Origin of the sequence: Shewanella gelidimarina, assembly GCF_023283945.1 — a bacterium.
Lineage (GTDB): Bacteria > Pseudomonadota > Gammaproteobacteria > Enterobacterales > Shewanellaceae > Shewanella > Shewanella gelidimarina.
Window position 1 is genome coordinate 225,048 of sequence record NZ_JAKIKW010000001.1, and the last position, 19,311, is coordinate 244,358.

Here is a 19,311-nt window from a genome sequence, read left to right on the forward strand (position 1 = left end):
GCCCTCCGATTAATGACTTGCGTGTGGATCGTCAGTAACATTGCTATTGCTGCCACTTAAGCGCTGCAAACTGCCCTGAATACTGGCTTCTGAGTCCAATAAGAATTGGCCAGACACTATCACTTTATCGCCAGCTTTTAGCCCTTCGATAATTTCAGCTTTTCCTTGGGAAATCATGCCCACTTTTACGCTGACAGAGGTAAATTTATTATCATCTCGTTGCACCACGACCCGGTTCTCTCGGCCGGTAAGAATGAGCGCCTCGGTAGGAATGGACAGTACATTTTTCTTTGGACCACCAAAGAGAGTGACATCAACTAAGGTGCCAGGCTTGAGTAGTTTTTCGGTATTTTCTAGCTTGATACGTACTCGCATTGCCCGCGAGACTGGATCCAGCTCTGGGTAGATGTAATCAATAGTCGATTCCAAATCAAACAAACCTTGAGAGGCGGAAGTCACCTCCACGGGGCGACCTTGTTCTAGCCAGCTTTGTTCGTTTTCAAATACGTCGGCAATCACCCACACACTGCTTAAATCAACAATTTCAAACAGCGTATTGCCAGGTTCAACATACATCCCATGACGTACTGTCAATTGACTGACAAAACCATCTTGGTCGGCGTAATAAGGGACGCGATAAGTGGTTTCACCAGTTTGCTCTAAATGCTTGATTGTATTGGAGCTGACGCCTAATAGTTCGAGACGTAAACGCGCTTTGCGCAGTAACCCTGCACCGCGATTCTTGTCTTGTTTGAGGTAATCGATAGCTTGCATGTAATCATCTTGCGCATTAATGAGTTCTGGAGAGTACAGTTCATAAAGGAGTTGCCCTTTCTTTACGCGTTGACCAACGGTATGGACCATTAAGGTTTCAATCCAGCCGCTAACGCGTGTATGCGCATGGCCTATAGCGTTTTCGTTGTATTGCACGGTACCAATGGTTTTAACGCGCTTCCACAGAGTGCCCTCGGTGACTTGCTCGCTGCGCATGCCGAGAGCTTGCTGCATACCGCCGGATACACCGACAACGACCTCTTCAGTAACCCCACCGACAGTGACCTTTTCTAAGTTCATGCCGCATATCGGACAAGTACCTGGTACGTCAGAAACGACGTGAGGATGCATTGGGCAGACATATTTTATATTGCCGTCACCGTTTGATTGAGCGGCAGGCATTAATGTTGGTTTTGGCTGACTTAGCAATTTATCTGCTTTAGTTTGTGGCGCAACGGCTATTTTAGAGGAGTCACTTTGATGACTCGCATGATCGTGGCCAGCATGTTCATCAGGGAGGGCTTCTTCCTCCTCTTCCTTGACTAAAAACATGTTACATTTTGGACATCGACCCGGTTCATGGCTAGTGACTTCAGGGTGCATGGGGCAGTAGTAATCTTTGTTCACTGCTGCGACAGTATCTACTATTGATGATCCACTCGATGATTCATCTTTGACGAGGAACATCTTACATATAGAACAACGGCCAGCTTCATGGCTGGTCTCTTCTGGATGCATTGGGCAGTAATATTCAGCGTTATGTTGCTGATTTTGTACTATGGTTTCAGATTGCTCTTGTGATAGAGCTTGGCTGTAGCCAAGTATCGGCGTTGCCGCTACCAATAAGCTGCTTAGCGCACATACTGCGTTTTTACGAAACTGTTTTGATTTGAATAAACTCATAATGCCTTATCTCCACCCTAGCTTTTAGTGATGCATGTGACTTTTTTTATCGGCGTTTTCGCTATTTGCGATAGGCGTTAAGTCCATGCCACATTTAGGGCAGCTATCACCCGCTTTACCGGTAATTGCTGGATTCATTGGGCACGCGTGGGTATCAGCCGTCATCTTATGATGCTCAGCTTTACCTTTGTGAGGGCATGAGTCGCAGCTTTTACCTTTGGTTTTCATGGCTTGCAGTTCCATGCCGCATTTCGGGCAACTGTCTCCCGCTTTACCCGTCATTGCAGGGTTCATTGGACATGCGTGAGTGTCAGCAGTCATCTTATGATGAGCTGTCTTTCCCTTGTTTGGGCAAGAATCACAGTTATGTCCAGCGGCTTTTGTTACTTTCAAGTCCATACCACATTTAGGGCAAGAGTCGCCCTTAGCGCCAGTGACTTCAGGATGCATTGGGCAAGCGTAGCTTTGGCTCTGCTCGGCGCCGTGATCATGTGCATGCGCTGATACAGCAGGTGCCCAGGTTAAAAACAAAAAGGTAGTTAATACCATACTAATAAAGGTTTTCATAACTTAACTCCATCAAAGAGATGGCCGAATGCTGTAAGTGCTAATGCACAAAACAATTAACGGCATAAATAATTGCTTAATAAGAATAAATAACGATTTGAAAATGTAGAGACGTGGCGTCTCGAATTACGCTATTGGGGGTCTAAAATCTTGTGGCAATGAGATAGAGTGGAAATGAGGCATTAGAGTGGCCATTGCAATATCGGAGGTGTTGTTGCCGGGCCATGACAACACATTAAACAGTGAACCTGTTACTGAAATTACCAAGCAATGGTTACAATCACTCTGGCATGATCCGTTGCCGTTGCAGCAATTCTTAGAGTTGCCGGGAAGCATTTGCGTATTCTCATCAGAATCGCAGCAATGAGTGTTGCTATCTATTTGCTGTTGGTGGCATTCAGCCCCATCTTGCATGCTCATCATTGGCATATCATCAGCCATCGCATTCGGTACCATCAATGATCCATTAGATAGCATTAGCTGACTCAACAAAGCGAGTAGCGTAAAGGCTATTAATGTATGACGGCGAAGGATGCTAAACATGATGGTTCCAAGTAATGAGCTGTGATGAGTCTAACACAGCAAAAAAGTTACACATTGATAAAGTTCACAAATTCACTTTATCAATGTGTTAACAGCTGCAGGAGCTAGATTGTTATTTTTGCAGTAATATTTTAGCCATCAGTTGGCTATGAGTCATCAATGCGACCTGTTTCTCGCTACCGCTATCATCGGTTAACTTAATATATGGCGAGTCAATAAACTGGTAAGCATCCTCTTCAGATAAAATACTCGGGGTGATCGCCTTATAGTTAGCGGCCGTTTCTAGATCGATATAGAGATATAGTGGTTCAGAGCGAACCCAATTAGAGTCATCGGCATTTGATTCAAAAAGATCGCGGTACTGTAGCTCAATTAAGTTTTGACCGTCCTCCAGTTGTAGGTATCGACTGTCAACATTATTTAACCCATTCACTCCGCGTACTTCAAGTGATTCAGGAAAAGAAACAGAGGCTGCCATGCTGGTGAAACTGGCAAGAGAAAGTGCGATAACGCTGATAAATTTTTTCATAATAAACTCCAAACAAAACCGGTAACCATGGGCTGAATGCCTATGGACAAATTACTTAGATGTAGATTGCGCTGAGCGCGAGTGATTTAAGGTTAAGCTTGCAGTGAGATCGGTGGTGGGTTTGCAGAAGATTGTTCCGCAGTTTGAGGAGACCAAAATACGGTTTGTAGACTCTGTCCCGCTTGTTGAGAGCTGAGATTGAGTTGATCCTGCTCGATAATAGCGGGGATAGAAACACAGTGTGATACACAATCACCCATGCCTAATATCTCACACAATGCATCACAATCAAGCATGCTAGTGTTGATGCTTAGCATGGTGCTACCACAGCTGGTGGTATCTTGATGGGTAACAGCTATCGAGCTTATCAACACTGGGTTTATCGGTAGCTGGGTCAGTTCGATTTGCTGAACATGTTGGGAAGCGTGCGAACTGGCATGCAAAAATTTAGGCATAGCCATCGCTGGTGAAAGCAAAAATTGCCCGACCAGTGAGATGAGTAATGCTAAATATGCGATGCGTTTGCACATGTTCAACTTTTCCAAATAATGATGATGTAACTAGATAGACCTTGCTTATAGGTAATTAGTTTCAGGCTATAAATATATTTTTTATGTTTGTTTGAACGCTGACTCATTTTCACATATTGAAAAACTCAATTAAATACGTTAAATACCGCATTATCAAGCTGATAAGACATAATCCTTGCGATAAACAAGGCTTTAGGCTAACTTTAGTGAAAGCGCATATATAGTGAGCAAGTTTTGATTCAGTTGAGAGAGTTAGAGCCATGTCTCATTTTGCACTTTTAGTCCCAGATTAATCAGTAGGATATGGTTTATACTAGACCGCATAAATAGAGATGAAGTAAAACTTACATCGATATAAAAATTAAATATTTGGAGATGAGTGATGAACTGGCGAGCACTATTTAAACCTAGCGCAAAATTTTCGATTCTGGCATTGTTGGTCGTTGGTATCGTAGTCGGTGTTGTAGGTTATTTTGCGACACAACAAACGTTGCATGCAACAAGTTCAGATCAGTTCTGTATGAGCTGCCATAGCAATCATTCATTGAAAGATGAAGTGATGGCTTCTGCTCACGGCGGAGGACGCGCAGGTGTTACTGTGCAGTGTCAAGACTGTCACTTACCGCACAATCCAGTTAAGTACCTAGTTAAGAAAATCATTGTTTCTAAAGATCTATATGGTTTCATGACTATCGATGGTTTCAACACTCAAGCATGGTTGGATGAAAATCGTAAAGAGCAAGCCGAGCACGCACTTAAGTATTTTAAAGGCAATGACTCAGCTAACTGTCAGCACTGTCATACTCGTATTTACGAAAACCAACCTGAAGCAATGAAGAAGATGGCGAAGAGAATGCACGCTAACAACTTCAAGAAAGCTGATGATAAGCGTAAGACTTGTGTTGATTGCCACAAAGGCGTTGCTCACGTTTACGTTAAATAAGAGTCAGTAAACAACAAGCACTATGAATGCGAGTTAGATGAGCTAGCATTCAAAGCTTAAAGCCCCATGATAGGATTATCACGGGGCTTTTTTGTGGCTGTTGTTTGGGAATCGATAGGGCTGAGACGGTAAAGGCGGATAGAGCTGAGATGGTAAAGTCGATAGAGCTGAGACGGTAAAGTCGATAGAGCTGAGACGGTAAAGTCGATAGAGCTGAGACGGTAAAGTCGATAGAGCTGAGACGGTAAAGTCGATAGAGCTGAGACGGTGAAGTCGATAGAGCTGAGATGGTAGAGTCGGATAGGGCTGAGACGGTAAAGCCGATAGAGCTGAGACGGTAAAGTCGATAGAGCTGAGATGGTAGAGTCGATAGAGCTGAGACGGTAAAGTCGATAGAGCTGAGACGGTAAAGTCGATAGAGCTGAGATGGTAGAGTCGATAGAGCTGAGACGGTAGAGTCGGATAGGCTAGGAATAACCGAAATAGCAAAGAATATGCAGCTTGCTGAGTATCCTTTGCTTGGCCGTCAGCGAAGCGCCCGTCTTAGACTTTTCGTCTTAGACTTTTCGTCTAAGCACTTGTCGACTTAGCTCTTGTCGTCTTAGTATATTTCGGCTGTTAACTGTATTAGCTTTTTTGTTGAGCCAAAACCTGTTGACGATATTGCAGTAAGCTAAAGACACCGAAAATAAACACTTGTAGATAATCGCCCTTTTTTAACGCTATTAGGCTTTTAAAAATAGTGTGAAAGATAATCGTTTGGAAACCGTGCATAAACACAGTGACGGCCAGAAGAATATTCAAAATAACGGCAATGTTTCCGTCAAATGGCGATGCTAGATTATAAAACATCATTAACCATGCCAAGGCGGTGGCTAGCTTTCCTAACAGTAAAGCCAGTTTCATTTAAACGCTCTCCTCAGCACCTTGAGTATCGTCAGTTTCCTGCTGCGGGCAGTATTGATATAAACGATAGATCACTTGTCCTGCTTTTTTCTCTTTAAGTTGTGTCCAACTTGCGGGTACCTCAAGTTGTGCCAGCTCAGACTCTGTTTCAACATAAATAAACGCGTCAGGTAGCAACCATTGGTGTTGGTCTAATAGCTGAATGCAATTTTCAGTCAGTGATTTTCTAAAGGGAGGATCGATAAAGACAATATCAAAGCCTTTATCAGGAGTTATGGCTAAATGCTTTAGGCTATCACCCTTGATAACATCCGCATTTTCACACTTTAACGTCGCTAAATTAGTGACTAGCTGTTTGGCCGCCTGCGGTTGTAGCTCAAATATTCTGGCATAAGCAGCATATCGAGATAAAGACTCTAAACTCAGCGCACCACTGCCACCAAAACAGTCCAGCACTCTGGCGCCACGTACATCGTTTGCTATCCAATTAAACAAGGTTTCACGCACTCGGTCAGTCGTGGGGCGCAATCCTTCTAGATCATGGATAGGCAGTTTGCGTGATCGCCACTGGCCAGAAATAATCCTTACTTGGCCACTTGAGAGTATTTTTTTGACCATGGTGTCCTCGTGATTTTGCCTTATGGCAGAAAGTGGTAGACTATAGCGTCTGATTTAAGGTCGTTATTTTATATCAAAGCACCACCAAAAGGTAAAAAGCCGTCGTGTACATACGATTCGGTTATGTTTTTGCTGCTTTAAGCAGCGTAATTTTGCCATGATTTTGATATAACGTCCTCCCCCTAACGCATTTATGTACAGCTATTTGAGCATCGGTAAAACACATGGCAAAGAAAGGTTTTTTTTCCTGGTTCCGCAAGGATAAATCTACAGAACAACCACAGGAAGCTGAAGCAGAGTTAAACGTATCAGCTTCGGCTGAAACTGAGCAAGCTGACGCTAAACAAATTGAAGCTGATAACGTTGCTGCAGAGCTCGTTGAATCAGAAAGAGTCGCTGCAGAACAAGCAACACAAGCAGAAACTGCGCGTATTGCCGCTGAGCAGGCAGAGGCTGAAAGAGTCGCGGCTGAGCAAGCCGCAGAAGCGGAAGCTGCACGTATTGCCGCTGAGCAAGCAGAGGCTGAAAGAGTCGCTGCTGAGCAAGTCGCAGAAGCGGAAGCTGCACGTATTGCCGCTGAGCAGGCAGAAGCTGAAAGAGTCGCTGCTGAGCAAGCCGCCCAAGCGGAAGCTGCACGTATTGCCGCTGAGCAGGCAGAAGCTGAAAGAGTCGCTGCTGAGCAAGCCGCCCAAGCGGAAGCTGCACGTATTGCCGCTGAGCAGGGAGAAGCTGAAAGAGTCGCTGCTGAGCAAGCCGCCCAAGCGGAAGCTGCACGTATTGCCGCTGAGCAGGCAGAGGCTGAAAGAGTCGCTGCTGAGCAAGCCGCCCAAGCGGAAGCTGCACGTATTGCCGCTGAACAGGCAGAGTCTGAAAGAGTCGCTGCTGAGCAAGCCGCAGAAGCGGAAGCTGCACGTATTGCCGCTGAGCAGGCGGAGGCTGAAAGAGTCGCTGCTGAGCAAGCCGCAGAAGCGGAAGCTGCACGTATTGCCGCTGAGCAGGCAGAGGCTGAAAGAGTCGCTGCAGAGCAAGCCGCCCAAGCGGAAGCTGACAATATTGCAACAGAGCAACAACCAGAGCCGCAAGCTAAGCCGGTAAAAGAGGGATTATTTGCCCGACTTAAACGTGGTTTAAAGCGCACGAGTGCAAGTATTGGTAGTGGCTTTGTTGGTTTATTTAGTGGCAAGAAGATTGATGACGATCTTTTTGAAGAGTTAGAAGAGCAGCTACTGATCGCTGATGTCGGTGTTGAAACCACCACCCGCTTGATTAAAAGTTTAACCGAGCAGGCCAGTCGCAAACAGCTAAAAGACGGTGAAGCACTGTATGAGCTGATGCGTGATGAGATGCAAAAAATATTAGATCCGGTATCAATCCCACTTGTTCCAGAAAGTGCAGACGGCCCGTTTGTTATTTTAATGGTCGGGGTCAACGGTGTGGGTAAAACCACAACCATCGGCAAGCTGGCTAAGCAATATCAAGCTGAAGGTAAAACGGTCATGCTAGCGGCGGGTGATACTTTCCGCGCGGCAGCTGTTGAACAGCTGCAAGTGTGGGGACAGCGTAATGATATTCCGGTAATAGCACAGCATACGGGTGCCGATAGTGCATCAGTGTTGTTTGATGCTCTGCAAGCCGCAAAGGCACGTAAGGTTGATGTGCTGATTGCCGATACCGCAGGTCGCTTACAAAACAAAGCACACTTGATGGACGAATTAAAGAAAGTCGTGCGCGTGATGAAAAAGCAGGACTCAGCAGCGCCGCATGAAGTGATGCTCACCTTAGATGCAAGCACAGGCCAGAATGCGATTAACCAAGCAAAAATTTTCCAAGAGGCTGTGGGAGTAACAGGGATCACCATTAGTAAGTTAGATGGCACCGCAAAAGGCGGGGTGATTTTTGCGATTGCTGACAAGTTTGGTATTCCTATTCGCCATATTGGTGTGGGTGAGCAGATTGACGATCTTCGTACTTTTGATGCAAAAGACTTTATTGAAGCACTGTTTAGTCAATCAAAAGACGACATAGACACAAAATAGCGTTAGTTTATAAACCTTAATAGCGATATCGACGACGAAGAAATCTAATTAATGATTCGATTTGAGCAAGTAAGTAAAGTTTATACCGGCGGGCAAAAAGCGCTATCGGATGTGAGCTTTCATTTAAAGCGTGGCGAAATGGCGTTTCTTACTGGTCACTCTGGTGCGGGTAAGAGTACCTTGCTCAAGTTGATCACGGTAATTGAACGCGCTAATGGCGGCAAGGTGTCAATTAACGGCCATGACATTGCTAAGCTCCGCCGTGCTCAAGTGCCCTATTTGCGTCGAGATATCGGGATGATTTTTCAAAATCATCACCTATTAATGGAAAAGAGCGTATTTGATAATGTCGCACTACCGCTAATTATTGAAGGTTTTTCCCATGGAGAGATCCGTAAGCGAGTGGCAGGTGCACTTGATATGGTTGGCCTCTACGGTAAAGAACGACATCATCCCATCATGCTTTCAGGCGGTGAACAGCAACGTGTCGGCATTGCCCGAGCGATTGTGAATAAGCCGCCGCTATTACTTGCCGATGAGCCCACGGGTAACTTAGACCCTAAATTATCGATGGATATATTGCGCTTATTCGAAACTTTTAATGATTCTGGGACCACGGTATTGATCGCAACGCATGACTTAGGTCTTATCGCACGCATGAAATACCGCACACTCACGCTTAAGCAAGGTCGTGTGCTTGGCGCTCAAGAATTAGATCAATCTGACTCTTTAGGTGCCTACTGAGAATTATGATGAATAAGCAACCTCAGTTAACTCGCAGCAAACTACCCATATCCGGCCAAATAGTGATGTTTTTTATTCGTCATATCCAACACGCTATGGCGAGTTTGGGTGAGTTATGGCGCAATCCCATTTCATCATTAATGACTATGGCGGTACTTGGTGTCAGTCTCAGTTTGCCAGCTGCGCTGCAGGTGCTGGTTAAAAACGCCGAAACTATCACTCAATCTTGGAACAGTGCTGCTGAAATATCGCTATTTGTTGATGAAGGGCGCAGTGAAAAAAGTATTCAAAGTTTGATCGCTCGACTCAAAGTCTACCCCGAGGTGGCAGAGGTCAATTATATTAATCGCGATCAGGCCCTAGAAGAGTTTCAACGGCTTTCAGGCTTTGGTGAAGCATTATCCTATTTAGATGTTAATCCACTGCCAGCTGTCGTAATGGTGACGCCCAGTCTTAAATATTCAAGTGCTACGGGCGCGCGCGAGTTGCTGAGAAAACTGGAGCAAGAAGCTGAAGTCAGTTTTGGCCGACTTGATATTGAATGGCTAGAACGTTTACAAGCCGTGGTGCGTTTACTTGAACGCACTGTACTGGCGATTGCTGCATTATTAGTGTTAGCCGTTGTGCTGGTGATTGGCAATACTATTCGCCTCGCTATTATGAATCGCCGTACCGAAATTGAGGTGATGAAGCTTGTTGGTGCCACGGAAGCCTTTATACGAAGGCCATTCCTTTATACCGGTATTTGGTTTGGTATCATTGGTGGCATATTGGCATGGGTGATTATTAATTTACTAGTGTGGTATTTAGACTCCGCACTGGCTGAGTTACTCGGTTTATATGGTAGCCAGCTGCATATGGAATCACTAACATTAACCGAGCTCGGGCAACTGGTTCTATTAGCTTCATTTTTAGGTTGGCTTGGTTCATACCTCTCCGTACGCCAACATTTACGGGCTATCGAACCTTCATAATCATAGTTCGTGCGTAAAGGCAAAGATGAACTATCCTTCATTTGCGTTGTCTCTATGTAGGTGTGAAAATTAAACCGTACATATTAGATAACGCCGATGGTTGACATATTTTGTCAATTAGTCGATAGTTCACGGTCCATCTCAATAGAGGTGTGATTTTCAGGTTTAGTTAGACCGTAGTATTAGTAATAAGTAGCAGGAGCGTGAATGACAGATCAAACGCAAACAATGGCACTAATGGTTCCTCAAAGTAGTGGAAGCCTCGAGTCTTATATTCACTCTGCCCATAGAATTTCTATGTTGGATGCAGAGACAGAACATGAGCTGGCGAAGCGTCTTCAGGAAACCGGTGACCTACAAGCTGCGAAACAACTGATTATGTCGCACTTGCGCTTCGTGGTACATGTTGCAAAAGGCTATTCTGGATACGGTTTACCGCAAGCCGATTTAATTCAAGAAGGCAATATTGGCCTGATGAAAGCCGTTAAGCGTTTTGACCCAGATGTGGGTGTTCGCTTGGTGTCATTTGCTGTTCATTGGATCAAAGCAGAAATTCACGAATATGTGCTTAAAAACTGGCGCATAGTTAAGGTCGCAACCACAAAAGCACAACGTAAGTTGTTCTTTAACCTTCGTAAAACTAAAAAGCGTCTTGGCTGGTTTACGGATAATGAAGTGGGTATGGTTGCTGAAAACCTAGGTGTTTCAAAGTCCGACGTGACCGAAATGGAATCACGCATGGCAGCCCAAGATCCCGCTTTTGATTTGGCCAGCGATAACGATGATGAGAAAGATTATGCACCTATGCATTATCTTGAAGACCATTCATCTGATTTGGCTAACCAAGTTGAAAATGACAACTGGGAAAAAAATAATCAAACCCGCCTGCTTTCAGCTATCAAAACACTTGATGAGCGTAGTCAGCACATTCTTCAGGCTCGTTGGTTAAATGAAGACAAAACAACGCTACAAGAATTAGCGTCAACTTATCAAGTATCGGCAGAGCGTATCCGGCAACTTGAAAAGAATGCGATGAACAAACTAAAAGGGCGAATGGAAGCTTAAGGCTTTTTATTTGCACTGACTAAAACCTGCTTCGGCAGGTTTTTTTATGTCTGGAACATTGGTTCCAGACATTGTTTTGAAATCAAGCTGGGCTTGATAAAGGTCGTGGTGCTTCGCCCACACCAGAGCCAAGGGGCAAAGCGCTTGCGCCCCTTGGCAATCCCTCAGCGCCCCGGCGAAATTTAAAAAGCAAAATTTCCAACGGGGGAGATTAGATTCTGTGAGTAATGGTTATTCAATTTAACACTAGCGTTTAGTTAAAGGCGTATGTCTTTAAATTGATAACTCAAATGCTGAATGATTGTGCTTTTCGAAACCAGTGTAGATGCAGCTGAGGCCGTCGAAAACAGGGATGTTTTCGTTGAGCTTACAGGGATGTACTAGCAGCGAGCCTCAGTGGCGTCTGCACATACGCGTGCCGCAGGCAATTAGTTGCACTCGATGCTGAAAGAGATCAATGAGGTTATTAGGGATACTGTTAGAACAGTTAAGCTGCTGTGTTTGAGGGTTAAAGCCACCATGGCTAAATGATTGTGCTTTCTAACCCTGTCTAGATACGGCTGAGGCTGTCGAAAACAGGGCCCATTCTGTTTCAGACAGAATTTGGCATTTCCTCCGTCCCTGGAGATCAGATGTTTTCGTTGAGCACATGGACTCTCTCTTTTATAAAGAGTCGCAGCGAGCCTCTGTGGCGTCTGCACATACGGTCGTTCATTCACATCCATGTGGTCACGAGATTCGGACATCCTGTCCAGCACCACCGCAGGTAATTGGAACCACTGTGGCTGGAGTTTTCTTCTCTTGTAGAAGGGTGAGACTGGATTTATGGACGAGAAAAGGAAGCTCACGGGTATATCAAGTGAAGCTTGATAAAAGTGTCAAAAGGTGATTAAAATTCAACTCACTATTTTGGTAGAAGAGCTGCTGCAATAATCTGTTTCCGTACTACTTTAATTCCTGCAGTGGTAACTTCTGGCCATGGGTAGTAACACCTTGGGCGCTTAAAACGGGCTATTTTGTCGGCGAGGAACTCAGTTAAATCTGCTTCCGAAAGCGGGTTAGCTGAATTATTAGCAGGTTTAATAATGGCTGCTGGTAGTGTGCCAAACTTGGCATCAGCTTTAGGGAAGACGATGGCGTCAACAATTAAGGGGTGTAGCTTTAACGCGGCTTCAACCTCTTCTGGTTGTAAGTTTTCACCGCCGCAGACAAACATGTTGTCTAAACGGCCGTCAATGCACAAATTACCGTTGTTATCCCAGTGACCTAAGTCTGTACTTCGAAACCAGCCTTGTGTCTCTAATCGCTTAGCTAGAGGCTTATTAAGGCCATCGACACCAAGGTAGCCAAGAAACAAACATTCGCCCTTTAACCATATCTCACCGTCCACTATTTTCAGCTCTCGATGGGGTAAAACTTGGCCGCTTGATCCGTCTGCACGGGCGATGCCAGTGGTGATCTGTGAGCCCATCTCGGTCATGCCGTAACTGGTAAAAGCGTTAATATTGAGCACGGCAAGTTGGTTGAGTAGATCGGCTGAAATCGCGCCACCACCTAACAGCATCGCTTTGACTTGATGTAAGCAGTGAGTGTCAGCGCTCAGTAACGGCTGCAGTTGCGTGCTGACCAATGACAAATGGCTGACTTGGTCTCTGGTTAATTGCTTGGCGAGGCTGATTGATTTATCTTCAAATACCACGCAGGCACCCACGAGTGCACAACGATTGAGAATAGCCAGCCCACCGATATGAAACAGCGGCAGCGAGAGTAACCAGCTATCTGTCTCCATAATATCGATCAACGTTTTAGCGCCTTTGGCACTGGCGATATGGTTCTGCAGGCTATGCACTGCGGCTTTGGGTAAGCCAGTACTCCCTGAGGTGAGAATGGCATCTACCGCTTGCTTAGGATCGATCTTGAGCGGTTGCTGAGAACTTGTTTTGTCAAACTCAAATTCTAGCAAGCGAGTGTTATCTGGGCCCAGTGTCAACAGTTCAGCTTTTAGATCTGGTAATAGGGCGTGGATGTTATTGGATAGCCAACAATAGCGATATTGATGGGTTTGGATTAACTCAATTAGTTGTATTTGCGCAAAGCGTGGTGACACAGGGCAAAACAGAAGGCCATTGTCGACGCATGCCCAATAAAGCTTGAGTAGCTCAGGGCTATTATTGGCAATACAAGCGACTCTATCGCCTTGCTGCAACCCTGCTTGCTTAAGCTGCTCACCAATCGCAATGACGTGCTGGCTTAGTTGCTGATAACTGATAGCCTTGCCACTCACTTTATAGGCAATTGAATCCGGTCGCTGTAGAGCAACCAGATGAATAGGTGATTGAATGCGGGCGTTAGCAGCACGGTTCGGCATAAGGGTCTAGCCCAACGCGAGTAGCAGTTGCAGATCGCCTAACTGCAGGCATTTTGCTTTACCTGTGCTTTGCAGCAGGTCTTGGCTAAATGCGCTTAAGGTGTCGATCCCAGGGATCTCATCTGGGGTCATAATGCTGGCCAAACGGCTGAGGGCAGCAATACCTAAACTGGCTTCCAAACTTGAGCTTAATATTGAGCGAACCCCATGTTCAGTGGCCAAATGCTGCAGCGACTGCAACTTCTCTAAGCTACCGATCAGCATAGGTTTGATGATAATAGCGCGGAGACCAGCTTGCATTTCAAACTGGTAGTGTGGGTCATTGAGTGACTCATCGAGTGCCCAAGGTGCTCCAATCGCGTTATAAAATTTTGGGTTATCGGCAGGTTGCTTGCAAGGCTCTTCAATGTACTCAATCGCATGCAAAGGAATACAGGCGATAAACTCAATGGCTTGTTGTAACTCAAAACCGCGGTTTGCGTCGAGTCGGAGTTTTAAATCGGGACGTATGGCTAAGATCTGATGGATCAACTGGATCTCATCTTCAAAGGACGTTTGTGCGACTTTGACTTTAACCGCATGAACGTTGTTAGCCAGCGCCGCCACACGCTCAGTAACGACCGTTAATGGCTCATCTTGATTATGGTAAATAAGCGGAATGGTGCGAGTCTCAAGACTGTGTCCATCGAGTGATCCCATCAGTTTGGCATGCAGTAAACTTAAACCATAGCTGATTGCGTTCTGCTCGGTTTCATCTGCAAAATCAAGCAGTCTAATCACTGGTTGTTGATGCAGCGCAGCGAGATATTTACTGAGTTGGTCGCTTGTTTGCAAAAGAGAGTGCTGACTAAAACCGGTTAACGGATGTCCATCGATATCAAGACCTGAAAGCGGTGAGATCTCCACCTGCTCAGTTCGCTCATCTGTAGCGGAACTGATTGTTGCGCTGAGCACCAAACCATGGCGCTGATCGATGCGTTGCTTACCCACGGGCAATAATCTATCGAGATCAATAGTGTATTGATAAAGGCTAAGTTTAGTGAGGATCATTAAGTGGGCCTATTGGATGATGGATTAGATGAGCATGGCTTAAGCAGCTGTAATACCTGCTTGCTAAACGCCATGGGTGCAGCACTATGGACATTATGGCCACTGGCCGCAACGCTATACATAGCGATGGGATATTGTTGCTGCCAGCGAGTCGCGAGTGAGAGAAATTTTTGGTCGTCAGAACCAGCAATAAAATAGCATGGCGCAGATATTATCGCTGGAGTGTCCCAAAGGTCAGCTTGCTCAGCGAGTGAAGTGGCTTGATAACAGTTGCCTAGGGCTAAGACTTGGTTGCCGCGGCGCTGCTGGATCATCGCTTGACGTTTGCTGGCACTAAGGTCGGCAAATACGGCTTGTTGATACCAAAGCGCTAAGAAATTCTCGATAGTCAGGCTATTTAATTGAGTTGCCCAGCGCGCATCACTGGTTTTTCTTGCGGCTCTGTCATCGGCAGATTTCAGCCCTGGATGGCACGACTCGAGTATTAAGCTCAAAATATTATCGGGGGCTTGCCGCGCAAGGTGCAGCGCAATACGGCCACCGAGTGAATAGCCAACCAAGTGATACTGCTGGATCTTAAGCTGTAATAGTGTTTGCTGGATAAGGGCGGTGCAGGCATCAAATCCAGGTGTTGGCAATGTATGGTTAAGGCTCTGGCCGTGGCCAGGTAGATCGATGCTAATGCAATAATATTGCTCCGCGAGCACCTCAATAACCGCAGACCAATCGGCTTTGCTGCCTAAAAAACCATGCAGCAGCACCATTGCTGGCATGCTGGGGTTACCTTGGCATTGATATGCCAACATCAGCTTTGTTTCACCCAAGTCGCGATATGCGCAATCTGGTCAGTGGCTTGGTTTTGCGAAACGCTCACTTCGATGACTGACGGCCCAGCGTAGGTCATGGCATATTCGTAAGACTCGATAAAGTCATCGAGATCGTCAACTTGGTTGTAGGCTAAACCAAACATTGCCGCACCAAAACCAAACTCAAGCCCATGGGACAAACGATAGTAATCGGTTCGTAGCTGCTCGTTTGGCACAGGCAGTAGATTAAAAATGTTACCGCCATCATTATTGAGGATCACAATGATTAATGGACTGGTGACGCTGCGCGCAATCGCCAGAGAGTTGAGATCGTGTAATTGAGAAATATCGCCAATAATCAGTGTGGTTGGCTTTTTTTCCGCAATGGCAACGCCGCATGCGGTGGCGAGTAAGCCATCTATCCCTGAAGCACCGCGATTGGTGAAAACGGTGGCGTGTTCTGCACTAATAGGGGCAAACATATCAAATAGTCTGACAGGCAAACTGTTACCAATAAATAGCTGGTGCTGGTTCGTTTGGCGTTTGGCTATTGCTCGTATGGCCTGCGCTTCACCGAATTGAGCATGATCAATTTGCTGCTGGTATAAGGTTTCTAGCGCTTCATTCTGCTGCACTAATGCTAAGGCCCATTGAGCCTGAGATGAGCGTGGCCAAGGTAGCGCGCTAAAGGTGTTAGCGTGCGCAATCCATACCTGTTTAGCTTTATGGTTAGGGTCGAGCCTTTGTTGCTGCGGCAGTACTTGCCAGTAGTCTTTCCAGTGATGCTCGCTCAAATAACTGCTCAAGCGTTTTGACAAGATACGTCCGCCAAACACAATCACTTTTTCGGCCTGTGCTAGCAAAGCTTGCGACTTAGGTTGCAGTAACAGTTGGTCGATATTACCAATGGCGGCGCTGCTTTGTCGCAGTTGCGATTGGGCATCGGTCACTATGGGCCAGCCGAGCTTTATCGACAATGCGATCAGTTCCTCGGGGTGATGCTCTGGAGCCAGTGTCGCCGCGACAATAATGCCTTTACCATGGACAAACCTTGCCAGCGCATCATGGGTTGGCAGTTGTGAAGCGGTTTGGGCTGCGTACTGAATATAAGGTGCTTTAGTTTGCTGCCATTGGGCTATCGGCTTTAAGTAATGACTAAAGTCTGCTTGGGGCGCTGCAGGGTAGAGTGGCTCGCGGTACATACAGTTTATATGCACGGGTTGTGTTTGGTTACTGACGGCATCATCGATTGAGCTCAGTAATGCCGCTGGGCTAATGCTCTTGTCTGGCGTGGGCAAGTTTAGTGACTTGGCATATTGAGCGAAAATAGCGGGCTGAGTCATCGCTTGGTTAGCGCCACAATCGATAAGCTCTGGTGGACGATCGCCTGAAAGCACAATCAGTGGAACTTGGGTTAGCCAAGCTTCAATAACAGCTGGATAAAGGTTAGCCACTGCGGTGCCAGAGGTGGTGATGATAGCCACTGGTGCGCCACTGGCCTTGGCTATGCCCAGCGCCATAAAGCCTAAGCCTCTTTCATCAAAATGCAGATGTTGGCATAGCTTGCCCTGCTTAGCCGCAGCAAGGGTTAAGGGGGTTGACCGTGACCCTGGCGCCATACAGACATGTTTGACCCCTAGACGAGCAAGCTCCTCTAAGATTAATGTTCCCCAAAGCAGGTTTAATTCAGCTGTATGTTTAGTTTGCATAGATAATTACCATCCCAATGATAATGTTAGTTTAACTTGCTTTAGGGCAAAGGAATATGATCGTCCTTGGTTTTCTTAAATCTAAGGATTTTCACTGGCAACGAATAAATCAATAGTCGGTTTTCGACCGTTAAGCACCTAGCAATAGGTGTAACCGTGATTAACATATCGGAATGTTGAATTTATCGCAGGGCTTATGAATGTATTCTTGGTAAGTGGAGCGTTTAAAATTATCTCCTTTGGCAAAAGATATCATTTCTTTTTACGACCAAATGACATTGTTAACTCGCTGTGAGATCAACACAAAATGTTATTGTCGATTTTGTCACTGCTCTGGGTGATCGCACTTAAATTATTGCTTTCAAAGGCTGCACAAAGTAATACCAATTGTATTAAGTATCTGTTCATTGAGTGCTTTGAAAGTCACCCTACAGGAAGCGCTAAATACTTAATACAATTGCTATGGCGGCGGTTATTTACGCAAGCCATCAAGATGATTTTCCAAGGCATAAATACCATATACACCATTTGGACGATGCTGTAAAATTGCGGAGTGACAATAATATAAGTTCAAACGTTTTATTTATATCGAGAAGAAGATTGGAGTTAAAAAAGCATTGAAAAGTAAGGGCTTTACACTCATCGAGCTGGTGGTAGTTATCATTATATTGGGGATCCTTGCGGTCGCCGTAGCTCCAAAATTTTTAAACATAAGTCGCGATGCACGTATAGCATCTCTAGATGGGTTTGTCGGTGCGGTTAAATCAGCGAACTCAATTGTTATGAGTAAGGCTGTTCTCGCGGGAGTTGCATCGGCTAAAGTTGAAACAAACATCCCGAATACTGATTTATATGTGCTTGACGGTAATATGAGCATTAAGCCTGAACACATAGAAGCTGCAATGAATGTTGATGGGTTTATGATTACTGATTATTCATTAAATGAGCGCATTCCAAGTGCTTTCGTATATTTGGGGGATAAAAAATTAGAATATCCAGAGCTTAGAGCCATGAGGTGTTCTGTTCTCCTTTCACGATCAGTCGTCGGTGGCGATATTGTTACCCGTGAATTGCAGGTGGAAAAAATTTACGATGGCTGTTAAATTGAATTAGACATTATGTGGGCCAGAGCAAACTTTAGTGCCAAGCGTTCGGTTTGGGATTTGACCTTTAATCGAAAGTTCTGAAGTTCGAAATAATCGAAATAATCGAAAGTTGGCAGCCACTCCTTAAGTCTCTCTTGTCAAAAATAGTGTTAGCAATGACTGATACACTCCTATTGAAGATAGTAATAACCCGTAAACGCGGCAGTGGTTAGCATAACGCCGACTGCTAACCAGCAGACAGATTGCGGCTGATTGCCCTTAGAGAGTGTTGGCCAGCTTAGGGCCATTGCTTATCAAGCATCAAGGCCTGCGCTAAAACAGAGTTAGGAGGAGTCCGGAGGGTGTTGCCATAACATGCCAGTGGCAATGACTAGCGGCATGGCAAGTCAATTATCGCTTTCCTTCTTACATCATTTTCAGTTTCATATGATTAACCTTGATTGTCTATCCACTCACTCATCACCACATGCGTTTTAATTTTGGTGATATCGTCTTGAGCATCAATAAACTCACGGATCTCGTGTAGGCGTTTCATTGATGCCGCAGTGGCATAGACCAGCAGATCCATATCGCCAATAATACCAGTTGCATTAAGTATCTGTTCATTCAGTGGGAATTCAAAGCGCTGAAGGCAAGTCGGGAACTTGAAGCTAATAGTAATTCTATATCAAGAGTTTTCGTCGAAGCATGCAGCGCTTTGAAACCCACCCTTTGGGAAGCGCTCACGCATTCCACTTCTGCATTGCATTGGCTCACAAGGGAATAACCATTCTGTCGTCAATGCGCCTTAAATTGAAAAGCTTGAGCGCTTCTGAATTGACAACATACTTGATGCAACTGGTATAAACCCTTTACAAGTAATGATTTCTGGGATGGTATGGAAAATTTTGACGACATCGGCACAGTTGGCGCATTTGTGTTGGATCTCAAAGTAGGCTGAGACCCCATCAGTTTGGGATGCACTTAATATCACTTGATAACCACGAATAGTACCCGATGTTTCCATCTTCTTTATTCGCTCAGTAACTGCAGAGCGAGATAGGTTCACTGCTGCGGCAATGTCTGAGATGCTGCGGCGAGCATCTGTTCTTAGGGCACTTAAAATGGCATTATCAAACTTATCCATAATCAATTCCAACA

19 protein-coding genes and 1 pseudogene are annotated in these 19,311 nt (G+C 45.4%); 6 read left to right on the forward strand and 14 right to left on the reverse strand.

Going from position 1 to position 19,311, the window contains the following annotated elements; all coding sequences use genetic code 11:
• Positions 1-9: 9 nt before the first annotated feature.
• From L2729_RS00985 to L2729_RS01005, 5 genes are all read right to left on the reverse strand, one after another.
• On the reverse strand, positions 10-1,677 hold the full coding sequence (locus L2729_RS00985) for an efflux RND transporter periplasmic adaptor subunit (protein WP_248986556.1): 1,668 nt from the start codon (positions 1,675-1,677) through the stop codon (positions 10-12).
• A gap of 24 nt (positions 1,678-1,701) precedes the next feature.
• Entirely contained in the window at positions 1,702-2,244 is a 543-nt protein-coding gene (locus L2729_RS00990; protein ID WP_248986557.1) for a heavy metal-binding domain-containing protein, read from the reverse strand.
• Between the two features lie 126 nt (positions 2,245-2,370).
• The gene (locus tag L2729_RS00995; protein WP_248986558.1) at positions 2,371-2,787 is read right to left on the reverse strand and encodes a hypothetical protein; all 417 of its coding nucleotides are present in this window, start codon (positions 2,785-2,787) and stop codon (positions 2,371-2,373) included.
• Between the two features lie 112 nt (positions 2,788-2,899).
• The gene (locus L2729_RS01000) at positions 2,900-3,316 is read right to left on the reverse strand and encodes a DUF2057 family protein (protein ID WP_248986559.1); all 417 of its coding nucleotides are present in this window, start codon (positions 3,314-3,316) and stop codon (positions 2,900-2,902) included.
• A 92-nt stretch (positions 3,317-3,408) separates the two neighbouring features.
• A complete protein-coding gene (locus tag L2729_RS01005) occupies positions 3,409-3,846 on the reverse strand; it encodes a hypothetical protein (RefSeq protein WP_248986560.1) in 438 nt (145 codons plus the stop codon).
• Positions 3,847-4,228: 382 nt separating this feature from the next.
• On the opposite strand from L2729_RS01005, the gene L2729_RS01010 reads away from it, so the two are divergent.
• A complete protein-coding gene (locus L2729_RS01010; RefSeq protein ID WP_248986561.1) occupies positions 4,229-4,789 on the forward strand; it encodes a NapC/NirT family cytochrome c in 561 nt (186 codons plus the stop codon).
• A 78-nt stretch (positions 4,790-4,867) separates the two neighbouring features.
• Here the strand turns inward: L2729_RS01010 and L2729_RS01015 are convergent, their stop codons facing one another.
• The 3 genes from L2729_RS01015 to rsmD form a co-directional block, all read right to left on the reverse strand.
• The gene (locus L2729_RS01015; protein WP_248986562.1) at positions 4,868-5,278 is read right to left on the reverse strand and encodes a hypothetical protein; all 411 of its coding nucleotides are present in this window, start codon (positions 5,276-5,278) and stop codon (positions 4,868-4,870) included.
• A gap of 138 nt (positions 5,279-5,416) precedes the next feature.
• Positions 5,417-5,695, reverse strand: coding sequence for a DUF1145 domain-containing protein (locus L2729_RS01020; protein WP_248986563.1), 279 nt, complete (start codon positions 5,693-5,695; stop codon positions 5,417-5,419).
• Entirely contained in the window at positions 5,696-6,313 is a 618-nt protein-coding gene (gene rsmD / locus L2729_RS01025) for a 16S rRNA (guanine(966)-N(2))-methyltransferase RsmD (protein WP_248986564.1), read from the reverse strand.
• 224 nt (positions 6,314-6,537) lie between these two features.
• Between rsmD and ftsY the strand changes: the two genes are divergently transcribed.
• The 4 genes from ftsY (at position 6,538) to rpoH (ending at position 11,132) form a co-directional block, all read left to right on the forward strand.
• Positions 6,538-8,349: a signal recognition particle-docking protein FtsY gene (gene ftsY, locus L2729_RS01030; RefSeq protein WP_248986565.1), complete on the forward strand. Its 1,812-nt coding sequence runs from the start codon at positions 6,538-6,540 to the stop codon at positions 8,347-8,349.
• Positions 8,350-8,400: 51 nt separating this feature from the next.
• Complete coding sequence (gene ftsE, locus L2729_RS01035) at positions 8,401-9,093, forward strand: cell division ATP-binding protein FtsE (protein WP_248986566.1); 693 nt, start codon at positions 8,401-8,403, stop codon at positions 9,091-9,093.
• Between the two features lie 8 nt (positions 9,094-9,101).
• Positions 9,102-10,067, forward strand: coding sequence for a permease-like cell division protein FtsX (gene ftsX, locus L2729_RS01040; protein WP_101090732.1), 966 nt, complete (start codon positions 9,102-9,104; stop codon positions 10,065-10,067).
• A 207-nt stretch (positions 10,068-10,274) separates the two neighbouring features.
• Complete coding sequence (gene rpoH / locus L2729_RS01045) at positions 10,275-11,132, forward strand: RNA polymerase sigma factor RpoH (protein WP_248986567.1); 858 nt, start codon at positions 10,275-10,277, stop codon at positions 11,130-11,132.
• A 904-nt stretch (positions 11,133-12,036) separates the two neighbouring features.
• Here rpoH and menE read toward each other — a convergent pair.
• From menE to menD, 4 genes are read right to left on the reverse strand one after another with little or no spacing between them, the layout of a single operon-like run.
• Positions 12,037-13,500, reverse strand: a complete 1,464-nt coding sequence (gene menE, locus L2729_RS01050) for an o-succinylbenzoate--CoA ligase (RefSeq protein WP_248986568.1) — start codon at positions 13,498-13,500, stop codon at positions 12,037-12,039.
• 6 nt (positions 13,501-13,506) lie between these two features.
• The gene (menC, locus tag L2729_RS01055) at positions 13,507-14,550 is read right to left on the reverse strand and encodes an o-succinylbenzoate synthase (RefSeq protein WP_248986569.1); all 1,044 of its coding nucleotides are present in this window, start codon (positions 14,548-14,550) and stop codon (positions 13,507-13,509) included.
• Positions 14,550-15,356, reverse strand: coding sequence for a 2-succinyl-6-hydroxy-2,4-cyclohexadiene-1-carboxylate synthase (menH, locus tag L2729_RS01060; RefSeq protein WP_248986570.1), 807 nt, complete (start codon positions 15,354-15,356; stop codon positions 14,550-14,552). The genes menC and menH overlap by 1 nt, the downstream gene beginning before the upstream one ends.
• The gene (gene menD, locus L2729_RS01065; protein ID WP_248986571.1) at positions 15,356-17,065 is read right to left on the reverse strand and encodes a 2-succinyl-5-enolpyruvyl-6-hydroxy-3-cyclohexene-1-carboxylic-acid synthase; all 1,710 of its coding nucleotides are present in this window, start codon (positions 17,063-17,065) and stop codon (positions 15,356-15,358) included. Before menD ends, menH begins: the two co-directional genes overlap by 1 nt.
• A 617-nt stretch (positions 17,066-17,682) precedes the next feature.
• Between menD and L2729_RS21595 the strand changes: the two genes are divergently transcribed.
• Complete coding sequence (locus L2729_RS21595) at positions 17,683-18,168, forward strand: type II secretion system protein (RefSeq protein WP_283104081.1); 486 nt, start codon at positions 17,683-17,685, stop codon at positions 18,166-18,168.
• Positions 18,169-18,601: 433 nt separating this feature from the next.
• Here the strand turns inward: L2729_RS21595 and L2729_RS01075 are convergent, their stop codons facing one another.
• A complete protein-coding gene (locus L2729_RS01075; RefSeq protein ID WP_428848206.1) occupies positions 18,602-18,832 on the reverse strand; it encodes an Lrp/AsnC ligand binding domain-containing protein in 231 nt (76 codons plus the stop codon).
• Positions 18,833-19,018: 186 nt separating this feature from the next.
• Positions 19,019-19,297 (reverse strand): annotated as a pseudogene (locus tag L2729_RS01080) (Lrp/AsnC family transcriptional regulator); the annotation flags it as partial.
• Positions 19,298-19,311 lie beyond the last annotated feature (14 nt).

Excerpts from the sequence above, each read along its gene's own strand:
- L2729_RS01010 (WP_248986561.1), top strand. The coding sequence starts at position 4,229 with ATGAACTGGCGAGCACTATTTAAACCTAGCGCAAAATTTTCGATTCTG.
- rpoH (WP_248986567.1), top strand. The coding sequence starts at position 10,275 with ATGACAGATCAAACGCAAACAATGGCACTAATGGTTCCTCAAAGTAGT.
- ftsX (WP_101090732.1), top strand. The coding sequence starts at position 9,102 with ATGAATAAGCAACCTCAGTTAACTCGCAGCAAACTACCCATATCCGGC.
- L2729_RS01005 (WP_248986560.1), bottom strand. The coding sequence starts at position 3,846 with ATGTGCAAACGCATCGCATATTTAGCATTACTCATCTCACTGGTCGGG.
- L2729_RS01020 (WP_248986563.1), bottom strand. The coding sequence starts at position 5,695 with ATGAAACTGGCTTTACTGTTAGGAAAGCTAGCCACCGCCTTGGCATGG.
- ftsY (WP_248986565.1), top strand. The coding sequence starts at position 6,538 with ATGGCAAAGAAAGGTTTTTTTTCCTGGTTCCGCAAGGATAAATCTACA.
- L2729_RS00995 (WP_248986558.1), bottom strand. The coding sequence starts at position 2,787 with ATGTTTAGCATCCTTCGCCGTCATACATTAATAGCCTTTACGCTACTC.
- L2729_RS00985 (WP_248986556.1), bottom strand. The coding sequence starts at position 1,677 with ATGAGTTTATTCAAATCAAAACAGTTTCGTAAAAACGCAGTATGTGCG.
- L2729_RS00990 (WP_248986557.1), bottom strand. The coding sequence starts at position 2,244 with ATGAAAACCTTTATTAGTATGGTATTAACTACCTTTTTGTTTTTAACC.
- menE (WP_248986568.1), bottom strand. The coding sequence starts at position 13,500 with ATGCCGAACCGTGCTGCTAACGCCCGCATTCAATCACCTATTCATCTG.
- menH (WP_248986570.1), bottom strand. The coding sequence starts at position 15,356 with ATGTTGGCATATCAATGCCAAGGTAACCCCAGCATGCCAGCAATGGTG.
- menC (WP_248986569.1), bottom strand. The coding sequence starts at position 14,550 with ATGATCCTCACTAAACTTAGCCTTTATCAATACACTATTGATCTCGAT.
- ftsE (WP_248986566.1), top strand. The coding sequence starts at position 8,401 with ATGATTCGATTTGAGCAAGTAAGTAAAGTTTATACCGGCGGGCAAAAA.
- rsmD (WP_248986564.1), bottom strand. The coding sequence starts at position 6,313 with ATGGTCAAAAAAATACTCTCAAGTGGCCAAGTAAGGATTATTTCTGGC.
- menD (WP_248986571.1), bottom strand. The coding sequence starts at position 17,065 with ATGCAAACTAAACATACAGCTGAATTAAACCTGCTTTGGGGAACATTA.
- L2729_RS01000 (WP_248986559.1), bottom strand. The coding sequence starts at position 3,316 with ATGAAAAAATTTATCAGCGTTATCGCACTTTCTCTTGCCAGTTTCACC.